At 63.3% G+C, this 19,718-nt stretch carries 19 protein-coding genes; 3 read left to right on the forward strand and 16 right to left on the reverse strand.

Translation table 11 applies throughout. The features are described 5' to 3' along the window. Positions 1–54: 54 nt before the first annotated feature. The 9 genes from EFQ99_RS01880 to EFQ99_RS01920 form a co-directional block, all read right to left on the reverse strand. Complete coding sequence (locus tag EFQ99_RS01880; RefSeq protein WP_126918958.1) at positions 55–2,007, reverse strand: tetratricopeptide repeat protein; 1,953 nt, start codon at positions 2,005–2,007, stop codon at positions 55–57. A 213-nt stretch (positions 2,008–2,220) separates the two neighbouring features. Then, positions 2,221–3,120 carry a carboxylating nicotinate-nucleotide diphosphorylase gene (gene nadC, locus EFQ99_RS01885; RefSeq protein ID WP_126918959.1) on the reverse strand — a complete coding sequence of 300 codons (900 nt, stop codon included), beginning with the start codon at positions 3,118–3,120 and terminating at the stop codon, positions 2,221–2,223. 1 nt (position 3,121) lies between these two features. Beyond that, complete coding sequence (locus EFQ99_RS01890; RefSeq protein ID WP_126918960.1) at positions 3,122–4,663, reverse strand: L-aspartate oxidase; 1,542 nt, start codon at positions 4,661–4,663, stop codon at positions 3,122–3,124. Next, positions 4,660–5,631 (reverse strand): quinolinate synthase NadA, encoded by a 972-nt coding sequence (gene nadA / locus EFQ99_RS01895; protein WP_126918961.1) that lies wholly within the window; start codon positions 5,629–5,631, stop codon positions 4,660–4,662. The genes EFQ99_RS01890 and nadA overlap by 4 nt, the downstream gene beginning before the upstream one ends. A 69-nt stretch (positions 5,632–5,700) precedes the next feature. After that, positions 5,701–6,597: an NUDIX hydrolase gene (locus EFQ99_RS01900; RefSeq protein ID WP_126918962.1), complete on the reverse strand. Its 897-nt coding sequence runs from the start codon at positions 6,595–6,597 to the stop codon at positions 5,701–5,703. 129 nt (positions 6,598–6,726) lie between these two features. Then, on the reverse strand, positions 6,727–7,533 hold the full coding sequence (locus EFQ99_RS01905; RefSeq protein ID WP_126918963.1) for a 3-methyl-2-oxobutanoate hydroxymethyltransferase: 807 nt from the start codon (positions 7,531–7,533) through the stop codon (positions 6,727–6,729). A gap of 29 nt (positions 7,534–7,562) precedes the next feature. Next, entirely contained in the window at positions 7,563–8,789 is a 1,227-nt protein-coding gene (locus tag EFQ99_RS01910) for an NAD(P)/FAD-dependent oxidoreductase (RefSeq protein WP_126918964.1), read from the reverse strand. A gap of 11 nt (positions 8,790–8,800) precedes the next feature. Next, complete coding sequence (locus EFQ99_RS01915; RefSeq protein ID WP_126918965.1) at positions 8,801–9,115, reverse strand: MocE family 2Fe-2S type ferredoxin; 315 nt, start codon at positions 9,113–9,115, stop codon at positions 8,801–8,803. A 21-nt stretch (positions 9,116–9,136) separates the two neighbouring features. Then, positions 9,137–10,225, reverse strand: coding sequence for a fatty acid desaturase family protein (locus tag EFQ99_RS01920; RefSeq protein ID WP_126918966.1), 1,089 nt, complete (start codon positions 10,223–10,225; stop codon positions 9,137–9,139). Between the two features lie 133 nt (positions 10,226–10,358). Between EFQ99_RS01920 and EFQ99_RS01925 the strand changes: the two genes are divergently transcribed. Both EFQ99_RS01925 and EFQ99_RS01930 read left to right on the forward strand, forming a co-directional pair. Continuing rightward, positions 10,359–11,387: a LacI family DNA-binding transcriptional regulator gene (locus EFQ99_RS01925; protein WP_126918967.1), complete on the forward strand. Its 1,029-nt coding sequence runs from the start codon at positions 10,359–10,361 to the stop codon at positions 11,385–11,387. Positions 11,388–11,549: 162 nt separating this feature from the next. Further along, a complete protein-coding gene (locus tag EFQ99_RS01930) occupies positions 11,550–12,362 on the forward strand; it encodes a TIM barrel protein (RefSeq protein ID WP_126918968.1) in 813 nt (270 codons plus the stop codon). A 103-nt stretch (positions 12,363–12,465) separates the two neighbouring features. Here the strand turns inward: EFQ99_RS01930 and cobM are convergent, their stop codons facing one another. Continuing rightward, a complete protein-coding gene (gene cobM, locus EFQ99_RS01935) occupies positions 12,466–13,224 on the reverse strand; it encodes a precorrin-4 C(11)-methyltransferase (RefSeq protein WP_126918969.1) in 759 nt (252 codons plus the stop codon). A 4-nt stretch (positions 13,225–13,228) separates the two neighbouring features. Next, entirely contained in the window at positions 13,229–14,461 is a 1,233-nt protein-coding gene (gene cbiE, locus EFQ99_RS01940) for a precorrin-6y C5,15-methyltransferase (decarboxylating) subunit CbiE (protein ID WP_126918970.1), read from the reverse strand. On the opposite strand from cbiE, the gene EFQ99_RS01945 reads away from it, so the two are divergent. Beyond that, positions 14,460–15,230: a cobalt-precorrin-6A reductase gene (locus EFQ99_RS01945; protein ID WP_126918971.1), complete on the forward strand. Its 771-nt coding sequence runs from the start codon at positions 14,460–14,462 to the stop codon at positions 15,228–15,230. The two genes, cbiE and EFQ99_RS01945, sit on opposite strands and share 2 nt — an antisense overlap. On the opposite strand, the gene EFQ99_RS01950 is transcribed toward EFQ99_RS01945, so the two are convergent. From EFQ99_RS01950 to cobF, 5 genes are all read right to left on the reverse strand, one after another. Further along, entirely contained in the window at positions 15,194–15,958 is a 765-nt protein-coding gene (locus EFQ99_RS01950) for a precorrin-3B C(17)-methyltransferase (protein WP_126918972.1), read from the reverse strand. The genes EFQ99_RS01945 and EFQ99_RS01950 overlap by 37 nt on opposite strands. Further along, a complete protein-coding gene (locus EFQ99_RS01955; RefSeq protein WP_126918973.1) occupies positions 15,955–16,686 on the reverse strand; it encodes a precorrin-2 C(20)-methyltransferase in 732 nt (243 codons plus the stop codon). Before EFQ99_RS01955 ends, EFQ99_RS01950 begins: the two co-directional genes overlap by 4 nt. Further along, on the reverse strand, positions 16,683–17,315 hold the full coding sequence (locus EFQ99_RS01960) for a precorrin-8X methylmutase (RefSeq protein WP_126918974.1): 633 nt from the start codon (positions 17,313–17,315) through the stop codon (positions 16,683–16,685). The genes EFQ99_RS01955 and EFQ99_RS01960 overlap by 4 nt, the downstream gene beginning before the upstream one ends. Before the next feature lie 2 nt (positions 17,316–17,317). Further along, complete coding sequence (gene cobG, locus EFQ99_RS01965; RefSeq protein ID WP_126918975.1) at positions 17,318–18,700, reverse strand: precorrin-3B synthase; 1,383 nt, start codon at positions 18,698–18,700, stop codon at positions 17,318–17,320. Positions 18,701–18,773: 73 nt separating this feature from the next. Beyond that, positions 18,774–19,538, reverse strand: a complete 765-nt coding sequence (cobF, locus tag EFQ99_RS01970) for a precorrin-6A synthase (deacetylating) (protein WP_126918976.1) — start codon at positions 19,536–19,538, stop codon at positions 18,774–18,776. Between the last annotated feature and the right edge of the window lie 180 nt (positions 19,539–19,718).

Genomic DNA, 19,718 nt, shown 5'->3' on the forward strand with positions numbered 1-19,718 from the left:
GAAACATTGCCTGCGTCATTTAAGCGTTACAGGCTTCGTTAAAAGGCCACCTAATCAGGGAAGACCTGCAAGTTGCAGGCCCTTTATCAACGGTTCCGTATAGGCGGGATCGCGATCGGGAACGAAATGACGGATGTCCTCGCTGCGGAAATCCGGGAAATTTTCCAGCACCACCCGGGCATATTTGCCGGCCTTGTCAGTATCGCCCGCCATGGCATGCGAGGCGGCGAGCAGGCGGGCTGTGGCCTGCTTGGTCTTCACCGGCTCCAGCGCCTCGATCGCCATTTCATACTCTTCGCGCATGAAATGGATGCCGCCGAGGTTCCAGTAATAATAGTCCGGCGGCAGCGGATTGAGCTTGAAGGCGGCGCGGCTGAGCTCCAACGCCCGGTCGAAATCGCCGTCGTGGGAAAGCGCGTCGGCGAAATCGGCAAGGATGTCGGCGTCGTTGGGATTGAGGTCCTGGGCCTGCTGGAAATGCTCCAGGCTTTCGTCGAAACGTCGGCGGTAAAGCGCCACGAAGCCGAGCTCGCGATAGGCCCGGCCGCTGTTCGGGTCGGACTGTTGCGCAAGGCGCGCGGCGCTGTTGGCTTCGTCAAGCAGTTCCGTGTCCTGCATGCCGCGGATCAGCCATTCCATGCCGAGTGCGCGTGAGACCCCGGCATGGGCGGCCGAGAAATGCTCATAGCGGTTGAGTGAGGATTTGAACCATTTGCGCGCCTGGCGCAGATGCTGCAGGTCGGTCTGGGCGATCAGCCGCTTGCCTTCCAGGTAGAGGCGGTAAGCGGACGCCGGCGCATCGCCGATCGGCATCGCCAGTTCATGGCGCTCGATCGTGTCAGCAAGCGAAGAGACGATCCGCCGCGTCAGATGCGCGAAGGATTCGCTGATCTTCTGCATGACCAATGGCAGTTCGATGGCCCAGATCACCTCCGATGTCGTCGTCCGCGTCAGGCGGCAGGTCGCATAGACTTCCTCGTCACGGCCCTGGATGCTCACGTAGACCGCATAGTCGAAGCTGAGGTCGAGCGGGCCGGGCATGGCCCGCGTGGGATTGACCGCACGGCTGAGGATCTCGAGGCTCGTATGCGCGGCAATCACTTTGAAGCCGCGTTGCTGGCTGAGACCGATGGTGACGTCTTCAAGGAGCGCCCTGCCGACCCGCTCCATCAGCGGATCGGTGAAGATGCTTTCCGGCGGCAAGATGATGATACGCGGCTGGCCGACCGGATCGGCGAACATGCCGGGCGCTGCCGGGCGCTCGGATGCGGCGACCTGCGCTGCGGGTATCAGGCCGAGCTCGCGGGCGAGCGCCGTGGTGCTTTCTTCCGGCTCGGTATCGAAATCGTCCTTCAGCTGGCTCTTGCACTTGAGATAGGCCTGACGCGCCGCAGCCGGATCGTTCATCCTGACATGGAGACGCATCAAGGCGCGGTACGCCGTCTCGCTTGCAGAGTCGAGTTCGAGGAGACGCCTGGCAAGTGCGACCTGCTCTTCATCCGATCTGTCGTCGGCGGTCTCGACCAGCCGGGTGAGATGGGCGGAGCGCAGTTCGTCGATACGCTGGCGCTCGTAGGTCAGCCAGTCCTCGGCGCCCTGCGTCGGCGATTTGGCGCCTTCGAGCAGTTCGCCGTTGAGGATTTCGCTGTCCCCGGGCGCGAGCGGTCCCTTCTGTTTCAGAATATGGACATCGACCTCCCAACCATCCGCAAGCCCGATATGGGTTCTGGTTGCAGCGAGCAGCGGCGGAAGGTCGGCGGGGATGCTCTGTTCGATGCGCGCGAGCAGTTGGCGCAGGCTGCCCGCCCGCTTTTCCGGCAGCTCGGATTGCCAGAGCTGACGCCTGACGGTTTCGCGGTCAAGTTCGAGACTGGCTTCGGCGGCGAGCATGGCCAGGAGAAAATAAGATTTCTCCGGCAAGGGGAGTTCTCTCCCCGCCGCCATCAATCGCGGTCTTCCGAGCAGGCAGAGCCTGTTCGTCAACACCTCTCCCGATGTCCCTTGCATCTCGCTTCTCACCCCTGAAGCCAAGGCGCGCTGACGCGCCGGCCGGTTGATAGCATGTTAGAGCTATAAGAGCGTCTCGCATAGCGGCTTTGCTATAAAAATGAGAAAATTCATCGAATAATTGCATCTTCTCATGCCATAAGTGGGAGAAAATGCTTTACCAACACTTGATGTGCCCGATGACGGTGTCTTATTCTGGCACGTTATTTCTCTTCAGAGCGCCCGGACGATCCGTTTTGCGCCTGCTTCCGTCGCGGTTGCAGCCTCGACGAAATCCAATCCGATATCGAGCACCGGCGCGCTGTGCGTCAGCCAGCCGACAGAAATGAGGTCGACGCCGGAAGCCGCGATGGCTGCAGCCGTTGCCGGCGTGACGCGGCCTGATGCTTCGGTGATGGCCCGGCCTTCGACGATGGCGACGGCTTCGCGCAGCTGATCCTGTGTCATGTTGTCGAGCAGAACGGCATCGACGCCGATCTCCATCGCTTCGCGCAATTGATCGAGCGTATCGACCTCGACCTCGATCTTGACCATATGGCCGATGCCTCCCCGCGCCCGGCGGATCGCCTCAGTGACGCCCCCGGCGATGGCGACGTGATTGTCCTTGATCAGCACCGCGTCATGAAGCGCGAAACGGTGGTTCATGCCGCCGCCGGCCCGCACCGCATATTTCTCCAGCGCCCGGAGCCCCGGCGTCGTCTTGCGGGTGCAGGCGACGGACGCCTTGGTGCCCCTGATGGCGGCGGCAATCTCAGCCGTCACGGTCGCGATGCCAGAGAGATGGCCGAGGAAATTCAGCGCGGTGCGCTCGGCAGTCAGCAGGCCGCGCGACGGGCCTTCGATGGTGGCGATCACATCGCCCGGCTTTACCGCATCGCCATCCCTGACATGGCGGCGCATGACGATCTCGGGATCGACGAGGGAAAAGGCGAGCTCGGCCGCATCGAGGCCGGCAATCACGCCTGGCTGGCGGGCGGCCATCGCCACTGTCGAGCGGTGATCGGCGGGAATGACCGATGCCGAGGTGATGTCGCCGGCAAGGCCGAGATCTTCGAGCAGAGCTGCGCGCACCGACGGCTCGACGATCAGGCGCGGAAGGGAAACGAGGCTCATCTCAGGCACTCCTTGCAAACGAATAGGGTGGCGTGGCGCGGGCGATCTCCAGCGTGTCGGAAAGGCTCATCCGCCGCCGGTCTGCATTGGCCATCTTCAACGGAAAATCCGTTCGGGCATGGGCGCCGCGCGATTCCATCCGCAGGCTGGCGAAGACGGCGATCGAGAGCGCGACGATGGCCGGGTCGGCGGCAGGGTCGTCGCCTTCGGCAAGCGGCAGCAGGGCGGCGATCGCGCCATGCACAGCCCCGGCGTTGCGCAGCACGCCGAGATGGCGCGAGACGATTGGCCGGACGAGCGATGCATCGGCCGGCGCCGGCAATCTTCCCGCGAAAGCGGGACGGGCAGTACCTGTGGACATGCCTGACATGTCGCGTGCCGCCCGCATGCCCATCACGGCTGCCTCCAGCAGCGAATTGCTGGCGAGCCGGTTTGCGCCGTGCAAGCCGGTCGAGGCCGCCTCTCCTGCCACCCAGAGGCCAGGCACCGAGCTGCGGCCATTCGCATCCGTCGCAACGCCGCCCATGTGATAGTGAACGGCCGGGCGCACCGGAATGAGGTCCTTCGCCGGATCGATGCCGGCCTCGCCGCAAAGGCTCGAGATGACTGGAAAACGCGCGGCAAAGCGGCCGCCGAGAGCAGCGCGGGCATCGAGAAAGACCCGGCCGCCGCGGGCGATTTCGGCGCTGATCGCCCGCGCCACCACGTCGCGCGGCGCAAGTTCGGCGCCTGGAGTGCGGGCCATGAAGCGTTCGCCCCTTTCATTGACGAGCAGGGCCCCCTCGCCGCGAACCGCTTCGCTGACAAGGGCCAAAGGCCTGCGGCGTGAATCGAGCGCCGTCGGGTGGAACTGGACGAATTCCATATCGGCGAGAACAGCCCCTGCCCTTGCCGCAAGCGCGATCCCTTGGCCGAAATTGCCCATCGGATTGGTGGTCGCGTCATAGAGCCCGCCGATGCCGCCGGTGGCGAGCACCAGCTTGGAGGTCGGCAGGATGGTGGCGCCTTTTGCTGTTGCGCAGAGCAGACCAGCCACACGCTCGCCGTCCATCAATATCCGCCGGGCTTCGAAGCCTTCGAGCACCGTGATCGCAGGTGTTTGCATCACCGCCTGCACCAGCGCGGCAATGATTGCCGCCCCGGAGCCGTCGCCTTCGGCATGGACGATGCGGCGGCGGCAATGCGCGGCTTCCAGCCCGAGCGAAAGCTCGCCTGCCGCATTCCTGTCGAAGCGCACGCCAGCTTGCTCCAGCGCGGCAATCGCCGCCGGCGCCTCGGCGATGATACTGGCGGAGACCGCGGGGTCGCAGAGGCCGTCGCCTGCGGCAAGCGTGTCGGCAAGATGCAGTTCGGCGCGGTCGTCCGGGCCCATACTGGCGGCAATGCCGCCCTGCGCCCAGGCGCTCGACGTCTCCGCGCCGAGGGCGGCGCGGGTGACGATGATGGAGGGTTCGGGCGCCAGGGTCAGTGCGGCCATCAGCCCGGCAAGACCGCTGCCGACGATGACAGTACGTCCGGCAAGATGATCGAGCACCTCGGTCATATCGCCAGCATCCTCTCGACGGCGCGGCGCGCAGCCACTGCAATTGCCGGATCGACGGTCACTTCATGGCGGTTTTCTTCGAGTGCCGCGCGGATATTGGCAAGCGTGATCCGCTTCATATGCGGGCAGAGATTGCAGGGGCGGATGAACTCGACATCCGGATGGTGCACGGCGACATTGTCGCTCATCGAGCATTCGGTGAGCAGCACGACGCGCGCCGGCTTCTGCGTGCCGACATAGTCCGACATCACGGCGGTCGAGCCAGCAAAATCGGCTTCCGCCACCACGTCGGGCGGGCATTCGGGATGGGCAAGCACCATTACGCCCGGATGGTTTTCGCGCAGTTGGCGAACGTCATCGGCCGTGAAGAGTTCATGCACTTCGCAATGCCCATGCCAGGCGATGATTTCGACATCAGTTTCGCGGGCGACGTTGCGCGCCAGATATTCGTCCGGGATCATCAGCACCTGCGGGACACCAAGCGATTCCACCACCTGTTTGGCATTGCCCGAGGTGCAGCAGATATCCGAAGCGGCCTTCACCGCCGCCGAGGTGTTAACATAGGTGACGATGGGCACGCCCGGATGGGCCTGGCGCAACAGCGCGATATCCTCAGGGGTGATCGAATCCGCCAGGGAGCAGCCGGCGCCGAGATCGGGGATCAGCACCGTCTTCTCGGGGTTCAGCAGTTTGGCAGTCTCCGCCATAAAATGCACGCCGGCGAGCACGATGACATCGGCATCGACTTCGATCGCCTTGCGGGCCAGCGCCAGGCTGTCGCCGACGATATCGGCCACGCCATGGAAGATTTCCGGCGTCTGGTAGTTGTGCGCGAGAATGACGGCGTTGCGGCGGCGCTTCAGCTCAAGGATTGCGTCGACGTCGTTTTCAAACATCATCCATTCGGCTTTGGGGATGACGCGGCTGACGCGATGATAAAGCGAGGATGCGGAAACAGGGTGATTCATGACCGGCTCCTAATTATGCTCTATGTGAGCATATCATAGGCAAATAGATATTCTCACCGTGAGCATATGTCAATTGCGGGAGAGCGGTAATTTCGTTCCTGCCAGCGCGCGTTCTTCGAGCACCGTGTGGCGGAAGCGGAAGAGCTTGGCCGGCCGGCCGCCGGTTTCGCTCTCAGTTCCTCCGGTTTCCTCGACCAGTTCCTGCTGCTCGATCAGGCGGCGGAAATTCTGCTTGTGCAGCGTCAGCCCGGCGAGAGCCTCGATGGTGCGCTGCAGTCTCAGCAGCGTGAAACTGTCAGGCATGAGCTCGAAGACAACGGGGCGATATTTGATCTTGGCGCGCAGCCGTGCGATCCCGGTGGCGAGAATGCGGCGGTGATCGGCAAACATCGCCCGGCCAAGATTGGCCGCGGCTGCGCATCCGGCTTCTGCGACAAGCCCCGCCTCGTAAAGCAGTTCGTAGCGTTGCAGCGCCAGATCCTCGTTCCAGCCGCCGCCGTCGAGGCCGAAGGTAAAATCCGCCCGGCGATGACGGTGGTCGCGCCTTGCCGGATCGGCATCGGCCCAGCTCCCGAGGCGCGCCATGATCTCGTCGAGCACGGCCGGCCGGCCCTGCCGATGGTCTTCCCAGGGAAAATATTCGTACCAGCCATGCCATCCTGGCCGGCCCGCACCCGACTGCTCGTTGACGAGGCCGAGATAGCTGATCGAGATCGTCCGACCGCCCGGGATGTCGTTGTTCCGGTCACGGTCGGCGAAGGTATAGAGCTGTTCGAGATAGCCGACAGGGTGCTCCGTCTGCTCCTGCACCCATTCGCGCAGGCCGGATTGCAGGGTGCGGTGCCCCATCTCGAAGGGGCCGGAAGGCAGTGCGTCGCCGGAGCGGATGGTCATCACGCGCGGCTCGTCCCCCGTCACCGCGACGAGCACCGCAATCAATTCCGCATGCGCAAAGCCGATCGTCACAGGGGATCGAATACTCCGTTCCGAATGAATCGAACGGATCATTCCTGACACAGGCTATGGCCGAAGCCAATGGAGAGGAGGCGACTTCGCGGGGTCTCCCACATCATCGAGTAAACAGGCGCGGCTGGCTCAGGTGTTGCCTGCCTTCAACTGGTCCAGAAAAGTCTTCAGCTCCGCTTCGTCGATGCCGACGAGATGGCGCTTTTCCGGATAGGCGCCGGTCCTGACATCCTCGACGAATTCCGTGAAGGCGGCGATGCGCTCGCGCTGCAGCCGATCGTGTTCGTCCGCGAAGTTGCGATAGACCTTGGCATGGCGGGGATAGTGGTCGCGATTGGCGCCGAGCACGTCGTCGGCGAAGAGATATTGGGCATCGCAGCCACTGCCGGCTCCCATGGAGATCATCAGCATCGAAGTATTGCTGCTGATCGCGGCAGCGACATCCCCCGGAACGACTTCAATTTCAGCGGCGAAAGCGCCGGCCTCTTCCAGCGCCTTGGTCTGGCGCCAGATCTCGGCTGCACTCGCCGCCGTCTTGCCGACGGCGCGGAAGCCGCCGGTCCAGGTCGCCTTGGAAGGGATCAGCCCGAGATGGCCGCAGACCGGAATGCCCTCGTCGCGCATGCGCCGGATCGTCTGCAGGCTCGCGGCGCAATAGACCGCATCGCCGCCCGCCTTCAATGCCGCAAAGGCCGCGCGGAGATAGTCTTCGGCCGAGATATGGTCGCCATATTCGAGCCCCGGAATGGCAAACGGTGTGGGGGCGATTTCGCGAAAGACCGGACCGAGCAACGAGGGCGGCACCGAAACGATATCGATCCCGGCCTTTTCGGCGGCTTCCGCCTCCTCCAAGGAAGTGACGCGCAGCATGGTGAGCTGGCGCTTGCCCTTTTCCGCAAGCAGATCGGCGACCGTCGCGCGCTTATGTTTCTTCATCGTCAATTCCTTTGAAAAATAGAGGCGGCTCAGGCGGCCAGCAGGGATTTCAGCTTGACGTCGCTGGCTGCCAGCGCAGCAGGATCGGGATGAGCGCGCGCTGCGATCAGCATTTCGGCGAGCCTAATGTCGCGCGCTACGGCATTGCCCGGCCCGATGCCGCTCGCAGCGATCAACCGACCATCCGCGTCGAGATGGAAAAGAATAAAAGCGCCGGGGCCGAGATCGCGGCGCAGATGGGTGACAGCCCCTTCCGCAAGGCCCGATATCTGCAGCGTCATGTCGTATTGATCCGACCAGAACCACGGCACTGCCGAAATGGCTACCTCGAGGCCGAGCATGTTGGCCGCGGCCAATGTGCCCTGCTCCTGAGCATTGCGCCAGGATTCGAGCCGCACCCGCCGGCCGCCATAAATCGATAGCGGAAAAGAGCAGCAGTCGCCGGCTGCAAAGACGTCAGGTGTTGAGGTCTGTAGATAGGTGTCGACAGCAATGCCATTATCGATCTCGAGACCTGCCCTTTCGGCGATCTCGACATTCGGCCGCGCGCCGATGCCGACGAGGACGAGATCGGCTTCGATCGTCTCGCCGGTCGACAATCTGATCCGGGCTTTCCCGTTGTCTTCGATCAGAGCCTGGATCGAGACGCCGCAGCGGATATCGACGCCCTCGGCGCGGTGGCGCTCCGCCAGCGGATGGGCGATCTCCTCCGGTACGCCGCGTTTCAGCACGCGCTCCAATCCCTCGATGACAGTCACGTCGACGCCGAGCAGCCGTGCGGTAGCCGCCAGTTCCAGTCCGATGAAGCCGCCACCGATGATCGCGATATGCCGCCCCGGCTTCATCGCATTGCGCAGCACAACTGCGTCCTGATGTGTCCTCAGCGCGCGAATATGTGGGCTTCCCTCCGGCGCGCCGGGGAACGAGCGCGCACTCGCACCCGTCGCCAGCAGAAGCTTGTCATAGGAGAGCGTTGTGCCGTCGGACAGTGTGACGGTCTTGGATGCGGTGTAGAGATCCCTCGCCTCCAGCCCAGTCTGCAGTTGGATGCCGTTTTCGGCGTATTTTTCCGCAGCGGCGATGAATTTCGGATCGGCCGCATCGGCGGGACCGGCTTTCGAAAGCGGCGGCCGCTCATAAGGGTGAAGGGGCTCGGCGCCGACAAGCGTTATCTCGCCGGCAAAACCCTTTTCCCGCAAGGCGAAGGCCGCACGCGCCCCGCACTCGCCTGCTCCAATGATGACGAAATGAACCATGCTGGCCTCCCTCACACGGAGATGAAGACGGCGTCGCCTTCGATCTTGACCGGATAGGTCTTGAGGTTCACGCAGACCGGCGCACCCTTGGCCTCGCCCGTCTTGTAATTGAAGCGGCCGTTATGTTTCGGACATTCGATGATCTCATCCATGACAAGCCCGTCGGCGAGGTGGACCTGTTCATGCGTGCAGAGCCCGTCGGTCGCGAAGAATCCGTCGTCCGGGCTGCGATAGACCGCGAAGGTGCGCCCGTCATGGTCGAAGCGGATGACATCCTCCTCGTCGATCTCATCCTTGCCGCAAACCTGGATCCAGTTTCCGCTCATCTCGTCCTCCCTCGATTGTGATTATTGCGCGGCCGGGGCCAGCTCGTTGTGGAATTCCCCGCGATAGGGCCGTGCGGTGGCCGGCAGTTCGCGCTTCAGGAAGTAATCCTCGTTGCGCAACTGGCGCAGGAAGGCCGGGAGCATCTCGCGATAGCCGGACCAGATCGATGGATTCGGCGCCGGCAGGTCGTGCTTGATCATCGCATGCAGCCTGGGCAGCGCATGGTAGGGCACCATCGGGAACATGTGATGTTCGACGTGGTAGTTCATGTTCCAGTAGATGAAGCGGCTGATTGGGTTCATGCAGACGGTGCGGCTGTTCAGCCGGTGGTCGATCACATTGTCGGCAAGACCGCCATGCTGCAGCAGACCGGTCAGCACATGGTGCCAGGCGCCGTAGAGGCGCGGCAGGCCGATCAGCATCAGCGGCAGGATCGAGCCCGAGGCGACCGCGACTGCGATCGTCGCGAGATAGATCGCGAGCCAGATACGGGCGAAACGGACGGCCTTCGGCTGCTCCATCTCGGGAATGAAGGTCTTTTCCGCGGCGCTGACACCGCCGAAAGCATTGCGCAGCATGTCGACGATCGCGTGCCATACATCGAGAATGCCGAAGAAATTGAGGATCAGCCGGAAGAGGTCCGGCGGCCGCATGACGGCGATCTCGGGGTCGCGGCCGACGATGACGGTATCGGTGTGGTGGCGCGCATGGCTCCAGCGCCAGGTCACCGGATTGCGCATGATCATGAAGCAGGCGATCTGATAGACGGTATCGTTCATCCAACGCGTCTTGAAGGCGGTGCCGTGGCCGCATTCGTGCCAGCGGCTGTCGGAGGCCGAGCCGTAGAGCACGCCATAGGCGAGGAAGAAGGGCACAGCGATCCACGAGCCCCAGAAATAGATGCCGAGCCCGGCAAGGATCGCCATGCTGCCGAGCCAGATGATCGTGTCGCGGATCGCCGGCGCATCGGAGCGCTGCATCAGCGCCTTCATCTCCTTGCGCGGAATATCGGTGTGATACCACTCGGCCGCCGCCAGCCCCGTCTCGACGGCGACCCGGCCGCTTTCGCCGAGCAGGTCGTAGTCACGTTTCTTCGTCTGGACCGCCATCATCCGCCTCCCGCTATTCTGTTGCCGAGGAGAATAAGTTGACTTTGGAGGGCGCTCAATGCAGGCTTGATATAATCTATCAAAAGCCATCAAAAATGGCTTGCATCAATGATTGAATCCATCAGGACCGCCCATGCGTCGCCCCACCATATCCGATCTCGCTCGCGCCTCCGGCGTCAGTGTCGCCACCGTCGACCGCGTTCTCAATGCCCGCCATCGCGTGCGGGAGGAAACGGCGCGGCGGGTCTATGATGCGGCGCAGGCGATCGGCTATCATGCCGTCGGCCTCATCAGGCAGCGGGTTTTCGAGGACTTGCCGCAATATAGGCTTGCCTTCCTGCTGCAGAAACCGACGCAATCCTTCTACCAGAACTTCGCCCGCGAGATCGATGCGGCAGCGCGCGCCGTCACCACCGCCCGTCTCCAGATCCAGATCGAATACCCCTCCGCGACGACGCCCGCTGCCATCAACGAAAAGATCAAGGCGCTCGGCGCTCGCAACCAGGCCGTCGCGGTGGTCGGTCCTGATTATCCGGCGGTGACGACCGCGGTCGAGGAGCTGAAGGAGCGCGGCATCCCTGTCTTCTCGCTGCTCTCCGATCTCGCCACGGGCGTGCGCGATGCTTATGTCGGCGTCAACAACCGCAAGGCCGGGCGCACCGCTGCATGGACGATCGCGCGGACGGCTGACAAGCCCGGCAAGGTCGCATGTTTCGTCGGCAGCCACCGCTTCCACGGCCATGAGCTGCGCGAGATCGGTTTCCGCTCCTATTTTCGCGAGAACGCGCCGGAATTTGATGTCGTCGAAACGCTGATCAATCTCGAGACCGCCGAAATCACCCATGAGGCGACGCTGACGCTTCTGCAGAAGCATCCCGATCTCGTCGGCCTCTATGTCTGCGGCGGCGGCATGGAGGGAGCGATTTCGGCATTCCGCGAAGAGGGTGTCGGCGGTCGGATCGTACTCGTCGTCAACGAGTTGACGCCGGAGAGCAAGGCCGGCCTTGCCGACGATATCGTCACGATGGTGGTCGCCACTCCGCTGCCCGCTCTTTGCAAGGAGCTGATATCGCTGATGATCGGTGCGATCGAGCACGGTGAGGCTGCCGTTCCCGGCCAATCCTTCCTGCCTTTCGACATCTATGTCTCAGAGAACATCTGAGAAATGATGGAATTCTATCATTGCGGCTGAAATTCTTTCAGCAATGATGGCGGGCGCGGGCGATGACGGATGGATTGCCGGGCGAATTCCGATAGAGATTCGCTTCACCCATTCACGACGACTGCTCCGCCCTGGCGCGGAGATCAGGAGGAGATATCCGTCATGACTTCGATCCGCTTTGCGCTCAACCATATGGCAGCCCCGTCGCTTGCCATCGATGATTTCTTCGCGCTGGCAAAGGCACTCGGCATCGATTCCGTCGAGATCCGCAACGACCTTTCCGGCAATGCGATTCTCGACGGCACGAAGCCGGAAGCGATCAGACAAGCGGCAGACCGCCATGCTCTGACGATCATTTCGATCAACGCCCTGCAGCGATTCAACGAATGGAATGAAACCCGCGGTAAAGAAGCTCAGGAACTGATCGATTATGCCAGCGCATCCGGCGCCAAGGCGCTCGTCCTCGTTCCCAAGAACGACGGCACCGGCTGCGCCGATGGCGAACGGCAGGCCAACCTGCGCGAGGCTCTGTCCGCGCTGAAGCCGATGCTTGATAAGGCCGGCATCATCGGTCTCGTCGAGCCGCTCGGTTTCGAGATCTGCTCGCTGCGCTCGAAGACCGAAGCGTCTGAAGCAATCAAGGAGCTTGGGGCGCAGGCGACCTTCAAGCTCGTCCACGACACCTTCCACCATCACCTTGCCGGCGAAGCCGCGACCTTCCCTGAACTGACCGGCCTCGTCCATATTTCCGGCGTCAGCAATCCTTCCGTCTCCGTTTCCGATATGCGCGATTCCCATCGCGTGCTCGTGGATGGCCACGACCGGCTCGACAATGCCGGACAGATCAAGGCGCTGCTGCAGGCGGGCTATAATGGTCCGTTCTCCTTCGAACCCTTCGCGGCAGAGGTGCATGCGGTCAAGGATCCGGCCGCTGCGCTTCGCACCAGCATGGACTATCTCAGCGCGAGGGTTTGAGATCTGAGCGGGAGCGTCGCCTGGTGTTCCTAACGGCGTCAGGCTCCGCAATGACTTATCGTCACGAGAAGCCGCGCTGCCAGCGCGGCCAAATTATCGGAAGTTATTCCCGGCCTCTGAACCGGCGCTGATAGGCCGGATCATAGAGCGAGCTCTCACGAAAATCCTCTGCTGCAAGCGAGGGGCCGACGAAGATGATCGCCGTGCGTTCGATCGGTTCGGCCGCAACCCTTGCCTCGATATTGGCGAGTGTGCCACGCAGGATGCGTTCGTCTGCCCAGGAGGCCTTGACGACGATCGCAACTGGGCAGTCGGCGCCGTAAAGCGGCGTCAATTCCTCGACCACTTGCTTCAGCGCGTGGATCGCTAGGTGGACTGCGAGAGTCGCGCCCGTTGCGCCGAATTTCGCGAGCGTCTCGTCGTTCGGCATCGGCGAAGCGCGGCCGGAAACGCGGGTCAGCACGAGGCTCTGCGCCACGGCCGGGATGGTCAACTCGCGCCCGAGCGCCGAGGCTGCGGCGGCAAAAGCCGGAACACCGGGCGTCATCGTATAGGCAATGCCGTGTTTTTGCAGGCGGCGCACCTGCTCGGCGACCGCACTCCAGACGGAGAGATCGCCGGAATGCAGGCGGGCGACATCGTGGCCGGCAGTAGCGGCGCGAAGATATTCCGCCTCGATCTCGTCGAGCGACATCGGCGCCGTATCAACGATGCGCGCGCCCGGCGGGCAATATTGCAGCAATTCGGGCGAAACGATCGATCCGGCATAGAGGCAGACCGGGCATCGGGCGATGAGATCGCGGCCGCGAACCGTAATTAGATCCGCCGCTCCCGGCCCCGCGCCGATGAAATGCACCGTCATCTCGTCATCCTTTCGTCCAGCGCCACTGCGTCACCGGCATTGCCGGCCGCCAACCGCTCATGCCGCCGATGGGCTGGGCGCGCGATATCTCGATCCGCGTCAGCAAGCCGCCGCGTTTTGCGTGTTCGGCCAGCAGCACGGCCTCCATCTCCAGGGTGACGGCGTTGGCAACGAGCCGCCCTCCCCGCTTCAGCGCGGCAAGCACGACATCGATAACGCCTGGTTCGCTGCTGCCGCCGCCGAGGAAGATCGCATCGGGTTCCGGCAGGCCCTTCAGCGCAAGGGGTGCAGCACCTTCGACGACGGCAAGATGCGGCACGCCGAAAGCGGATGCGTTGCGGGCGACACGTGCGGCCCGCTCCGGCGATTGCTCGACGGCGATCGCCTTCAGGCTGGGCTCGGCGAGCATCCATTCGATGCCGATCGATCCTGAGCCGGCGCCGATATCCCAGAGCAGTTCCCCATGACGCGGCGCCAGCGCCGAAAGCGTCATTGCCCGGATTTCGCGTTTGGTGATCTGCCCGTCATGTTCGAACAGCTCGTCCTCGAGCCCTGCGGCAAAAGGCAGAATGCGAGCCCCCTCCCCTGCCGCAACATCGACGGCGCAGACGTTCAGGGGATCGATATCCAGGAGATCGAAATCCGCAGCCACAGCGCTTCTTTGCCGTTCCCGAGCGCCGCCAAGCGCCTCGAGCACGGTAAGCTGCGACTGACCGAAGCCGGCAGCGACAAGCAAGGCAGCCAGTTCGCCGGGTCCTTTCTCGTCCGAGGTGAGCGCGAGGATGCGCCGTCCGGGGTGCAGATGCGGCCGGATCAGGTCGATCGGTCGTCCGTGCAGCGAGATCGTCGCGACGTCCTGCAGCGGCCAGCCGAGACGGGACGCAGCAAGGCTGAAGGCCGAGGGAGCGGGGATGATGCGCATCTCTTCCGCTGCCACGTGGCGGGAGAGCGTTGCGCCGACGCCGTAGAGGAAGGGATCGCCGGATGCGAGCACGACGACAGGCGTGCCACGCCGCTCAAGGACCGCATCAACCGAGCGCTCGAACGGGCTTTGCCAGGAAAGCCTCTCGCCTGATATCAGCGACGCCGCGAGCATATGATGCCGCGCCCCGCCGAAGACGGCGGGTGCGGTCGCGATCAACCTCTTCGCCTCCTCGCCCAGCCCTTCTGGACCATCCTCACCGATGCCGATAATAGTCAGCCAGCGCTGGCCGGATGCAGGAGAGACATCAGACATGGGAAGACCCCGCATCCTGATCCTCGGCGGCACCAGCGAGGCTCGCTTGCTGGCCGAGGCGCTCGCGGCACGTGATAATTGCGATGTTCTTCTGTCGCTTGCCGGACGCACCGAAAAACCGGCCGTGCAGCCGGTTCCTGTTCGCATCGGTGGTTTTGGCGGCGCTGCGGCGCTTGCCGATTTCCTGAGAGCCGGCGAATATGATCTGCTGATCGATGCCACTCATCCTTTCGCCGAGCAGATTTCGGCCAATGCCGCCTTTGCCGCCCAAACCACCGGTATCGCTGCGATCGCTTTGCGCCGGCCCGAATGGCAACGCTTGCCCGACGATCGCTGGCGAGAGGTGCAAAGCATTCCGGCTGCCATCGAAGCGCTCGGCCCCTCCCCGCGACATGTCTTCCTGGCGACCGGCCGGCAGGGGGCGCATCATGCGGAAGCGGCGCCGCAGCACAGCTACCTCATTCGGAGCGTCGATCCCGTCGAACCGCCGCTTGCACTTGCCAATGTCGACTATGTGATTGATCGCGGTCCGTTCTCGCTGGAAGGCGAATGTGCTTTGCTGAGGCAACACGAGATCGATGTCATCATTGCCAAGAACAGCGGTGGTGCGGTCACCTATGCGAAGATCGAGGCAGCCCGCCTGCTCGGTATCGAGGTGGTGATGGTCGCGCGCGCGCCGGTGTCCAAGGTCACTGCGGTCGAATCCGTCGAGGCGGCGCTGGCGGTGATCGATCACCTGTTTCCCCCTGCCATGAACCGCGGTGTATAGACGAGATCCGGCCTGCCGGCCCGCGCGACGATCCGTGTCTCGGCCGAGCCGATGATGACGCAGGTTGCCATATCGGCTAAAGACGCATCCGCCTGCGAAAGCGCCTGCACCGCAATGCGCTCGTCCGGCCGCCCCGCAGCGCGCCCGAAAATGACCGGCGTTGCAGCCGGCAGATGGTCGCGCAGCAGCTTGAAGGCCTCGCCAAGCTGCCATGGCCGCGCCCGGCTGATCGGATTGTACAGCGCGATGACGAAACCTGCCTTTGCCGCGAGTTCAAGGCGGTTTTCTATTATATTCCAAGGCTTTAGGTTGTCTGATAGAGAGATTACGCAGAAATCGTGGCCAAGCGGTGCCCCGGCTCTCGCGGCCACCGCCAGCATCGCCGTGATGCCAGGCAGGATGGTGAGATCGACCGAGCGCCATGCTGCGGGACCATTCTCGATTGCCTCGCACACGGCTGCTGCCATGGCGAAGACGCCGGGATCGCCGCCGGAGACGACGCAGACCCTGGCGCCATCAGCTGCCATGGCGAGCGCTGCCCCTGCCCTTCCCAGTTCCTCGCGATTGTCCGAGGCATGCCGCAGCTGATCGTGGCGGAGCTGCAGCCTGTCGAGATAGGGTCCGTAGCCGAAGAAATCCGTGGCCTGGTCGACGACGGCCGAAGCCTCCGGCGTCATCTGCTCGGGATTACCAGGGCCTGTGCCGATCACGAAAAGCCGACCGCTCATCGATTATCCTCCCAGCCCGGCACCAGTACGAGCGAAAAATACGGCGCATCGCCGTCGCTCCTGTCGGCGAGCTTTTCCATCGCCGCATTCGCCATCGTGCCGCGTTCGACATAGACGGCTTCGTGAAGCCGGCCGGCTGCCGTTAAGGCCCGGCGGATCTTCGGCAGATTGCGTCCGACTTTCATGATCACAGCGGCTTGCGTGTCGGCAAGGCGGCGTGTCAGCTCGTTCTCAGCCATCGTACCGGGTAGTACGGAAAGCACGTCGTCGCCCTGGACGATCGGCATGCCCGCCAGCGACCAGCAGCCCGACATGGCGCTGATGCCGGGGATCACCTCCGTCGGGTAGCGCTGGGAAAGCCTGACATGCAGGTGCATATAGGAGCCGTAAAAGAGCGGATCGCCTTCGCTGAGGACCGCAACGGTCAGCCCGGCATCGAGATGACCGGCGACAGCCTTCGCAGACTGATCGTAGAATTGGGTGATCAGGTTCTGATAGCGCTCATCGTTCTTGTCGATCTCGGTCGTCACCGGATAGTAGAGCGGCAGCAGCGTCACATCGGATTTCAGCAGCGGTTCGACGATCGCCTTGCCGTTACCGCCCCTGCCCTGTTTGGCGAAATAAGCGATCACATCAGCGCCCTCGATAGCGCGCACGGCTTTGAGGGTCAGCAGCTCCGGATCGCCGGGACCCGTGCCGACGCCGATGAGGCGGCCTGATGTCGTCATAGGCCTGGCCTCGCGAGCGCATTGATGGCCGCTGCCGTCATGGCGCTGCCGCCGAGCCGGCCCCGAACGATGGCGAAGGGTACGCCGTAGGAATTCTCCGCCAATGCATCCTTCGATTCCGCCGCACCGACGAAGCCCACAGGCATGCCGAGGATCGCCGCAGGTTTCGGGGCGCCGTCGCGCAGGAGTTCGAGTAGATGGAAGAGTGCGGTCGGTGCATTGCCGATCGCGACGACGCTTCCGCCGAGCCGGTCGAGCCAGAGATGCATGGCGGCAGCCGAGCGAGTATTGCCGGTTTCACGCGCAAGCTCCGGTGTAGCGGGATCGCGCAGCGTACAGACGACCTCGTTCAGCGCCGGCAGCCGGGCTCGCGTGACGCCGTGGGATACCATTTCCGCATCGCAGAAGATCGGCGCCCCGGCCTTTAGCGCGTCGCGGGCGGCGTCGACGAAATCGGCGGAAAAGACGAAATGCTCCGCCGCTTCGACCAGCCCGCAGGCATGGATCATGCGCACGGCGATTTCGGCCTGATCTTTGCTGAAGCGCGAAAGGTCGGCCTCGGCGCGGATGATCGCAAAGGAACGCTCGTAGATCGCGTCGCCGCTGCGGATATAATCGTAGTCTGGCATTCCTATCCCTGTCGCAGCGCCTTCGAAACGCCGGTTGTGCCAAGCCGTGTAAGGCAGGCGGCAGCCGATTCGCCAGCACCTCTATTGTCTTCGATGAACCGAGCGAGCCTCTCTATAGCGAAATCGATCCGACCGCCAGCGATCCGTTCGTCCGGCTGATCCGCCGCAAAGCCGTTGAGGATGAGGCCATAACCCTCCGGCGAACCCGTCAGGGTCAGCGCCGGTCGCGCATGAGCGCAGCCCTTGGCGCAGCCGGACAGATGCAGCATCAGCGAACCATCGAAGAGGGCAGGTGCCGCAGTCATGACACGGCGCGCCAAAGTTCTGGTCTCGTAGAAGGCAGAGCCACAGGCTCCGGCGCCGGCGCAGGCGGCGATCTGCTCGCTGTTATCGCCGGGTTGCGCGCTGAAGCCATGTCGGGCCGCGGCGATCTGGATAGCCGGCACTGCATCTTCTGAAAGCCCGATGAAGAAAAAGCCGCGACCAGGCGCAAGTCGGATCGCGGTTGCGCCGGCGGCCGTTGCCAGATCGAGTAGGGCGGTCAGATCGGGCGCCCTCGCCTGTCCGAATTCCGGCCGGACTCCGAACACGGTTTTGCCATCCGCCAGCCTGTGCAGGCCGGAAAGCGGCATTTTTGCCGCGCGCGACGGTACGAAATGAATGTCAGCCATCGCGGGAAAACGCGCCCGCAGAAGCACTGGATCGATATCTCGTGCGCGCTTGCCCTGCCCGAGGGCTGACAGAAAGCCCAGAATGTCGCCGACGGCTGATATCGCCGCCTCCGTCGAGCCGATTGCGACCGGCGTTGCAGTCTCGCTGTCGCCGTTGATCGCGACAAGCCAATATCCGGCCGATTGCGCGACGAGACGGATATCGGCGGAAAGAGCTGACAACCCGAAGGATCCACCGCCGTCGATGACGAGCGAGAGTTTTGGCGCGAGCTGCGGTGAGCCAAGCAGATCGCGGAGTGTGCCACGCAATGCCGTTTCCATTGCGGCCGGATCGTTTGCCTCTTCCGGGTCGATGCCGTGCAGCGGCGATGTCTCGATTGGCGGCCCGTCGGGCACGACAATGCCAGCGGCGTCGACATCGGCAGCGAGCTGTCCGACGGTCTCAGTCCGCAGTCCGCGGATCTGCAGATTGCCGCGCGCGGTGATCTCAAGAATGCCGTTTCCATGCGATGCGGCGGAGCGGGCAAGGGCGGCGAATTGCGGCAGCGTCAGCGCGCCGCCGGCCGGCCGCAGCCGCACGAGCAAGCCGTCTCCGGTCGGCATCGGCGCCGCGAGAGCGGGGCAGGCGCCGCGTGCGCGTATCCTCGCGGCCTGGCGACCGTGCGGATCTACCTCGCCTCTCCTGTCGATCGCCGTTGCGGCCTCGCTGTCCATTCTCAATCCTCTGACCATTTCTTATACGATCGCAGCCGGCGCGGCAAAGCATGATGGAAACGGTTCGGGTCGATTAATCCTCGAAATCCCGCCCCTTGCGTAACAGATAGATGTCCATAATCCAGCCGTGTCGCTGCCTGGCCTCGGCCCGGAGCGACAGAATATCAGCCGCAATATCGCCAAGCCGTCCCGATCTGACGATTTCATCCTTGGTGCCGAGATAGGCGCCCCAGAAGATTTCGGCATCAAGATCGTCGATCTTGGCAAAAGCCTGCTCGCCGTCGAGCATGACGATCGTGCTGTCGGTCTGAAGCCCATCTCGCGCCAGCCTGCGTCCCGTGGTGATCTCGACCGGTTTGCCGACCAGGTTGACCGGGATTTTGTGGCTGGCCGCGAGCGCCTGGATGCTGGTGATGCCGGGAACGACGCTGTAGTCGAATTCAATATCGCCGCCCTGCCGTACGCGTTCAATGATGCGGATCGTGCTATCGTAAAGACTGGGATCGCCCCAGACGAGAAAAGCGCCGCGGCCGTCCTCCGGAAGGTCGGAGATCAACTCTCCATAGATACGGGCGATTTCGCCGTGCCAGGCATCGACGCTTTGCGCATAGGTTCGCTCTGCCGTCTGCCTTTGCGGCACCTGGAATTCTGAGATCCTGATACCCGGCCGCGCGATATAGCGTTCGCAGATCTCGCGTCGGATCTCGGCGAGTTCTTCCTTGCCTGCGCCCTTGACCGGCAGGAAGATCACGTCAGCGGCGTTCATTGCATTGATCGCCTGTATGGTGAGGTGCTCCGGGTTGCCCGTGCCGATGCCGATGATATTGATATGCTTCAAGCGGATATTCTCCCGTTGAGTCCCGGCGGTCTTGCCGAAAAAGCCGCCTCACCGCAAGGGCGGGCAGGGAGTTGGCCGCGGCCAACCGGGCAAGGATGAAGCCTTAAGCCCCTGTTATTGCCGCAAATCCCGAATCGTGTCATTTTCGATACGCTTTTTGACGCTATGTTGACAGAAAAG

The sequence above is a fragment of the Rhizobium vallis genome (assembly GCF_003985155.1).
Classification (GTDB): domain Bacteria; phylum Pseudomonadota; class Alphaproteobacteria; order Rhizobiales; family Rhizobiaceae; genus Rhizobium; species Rhizobium vallis.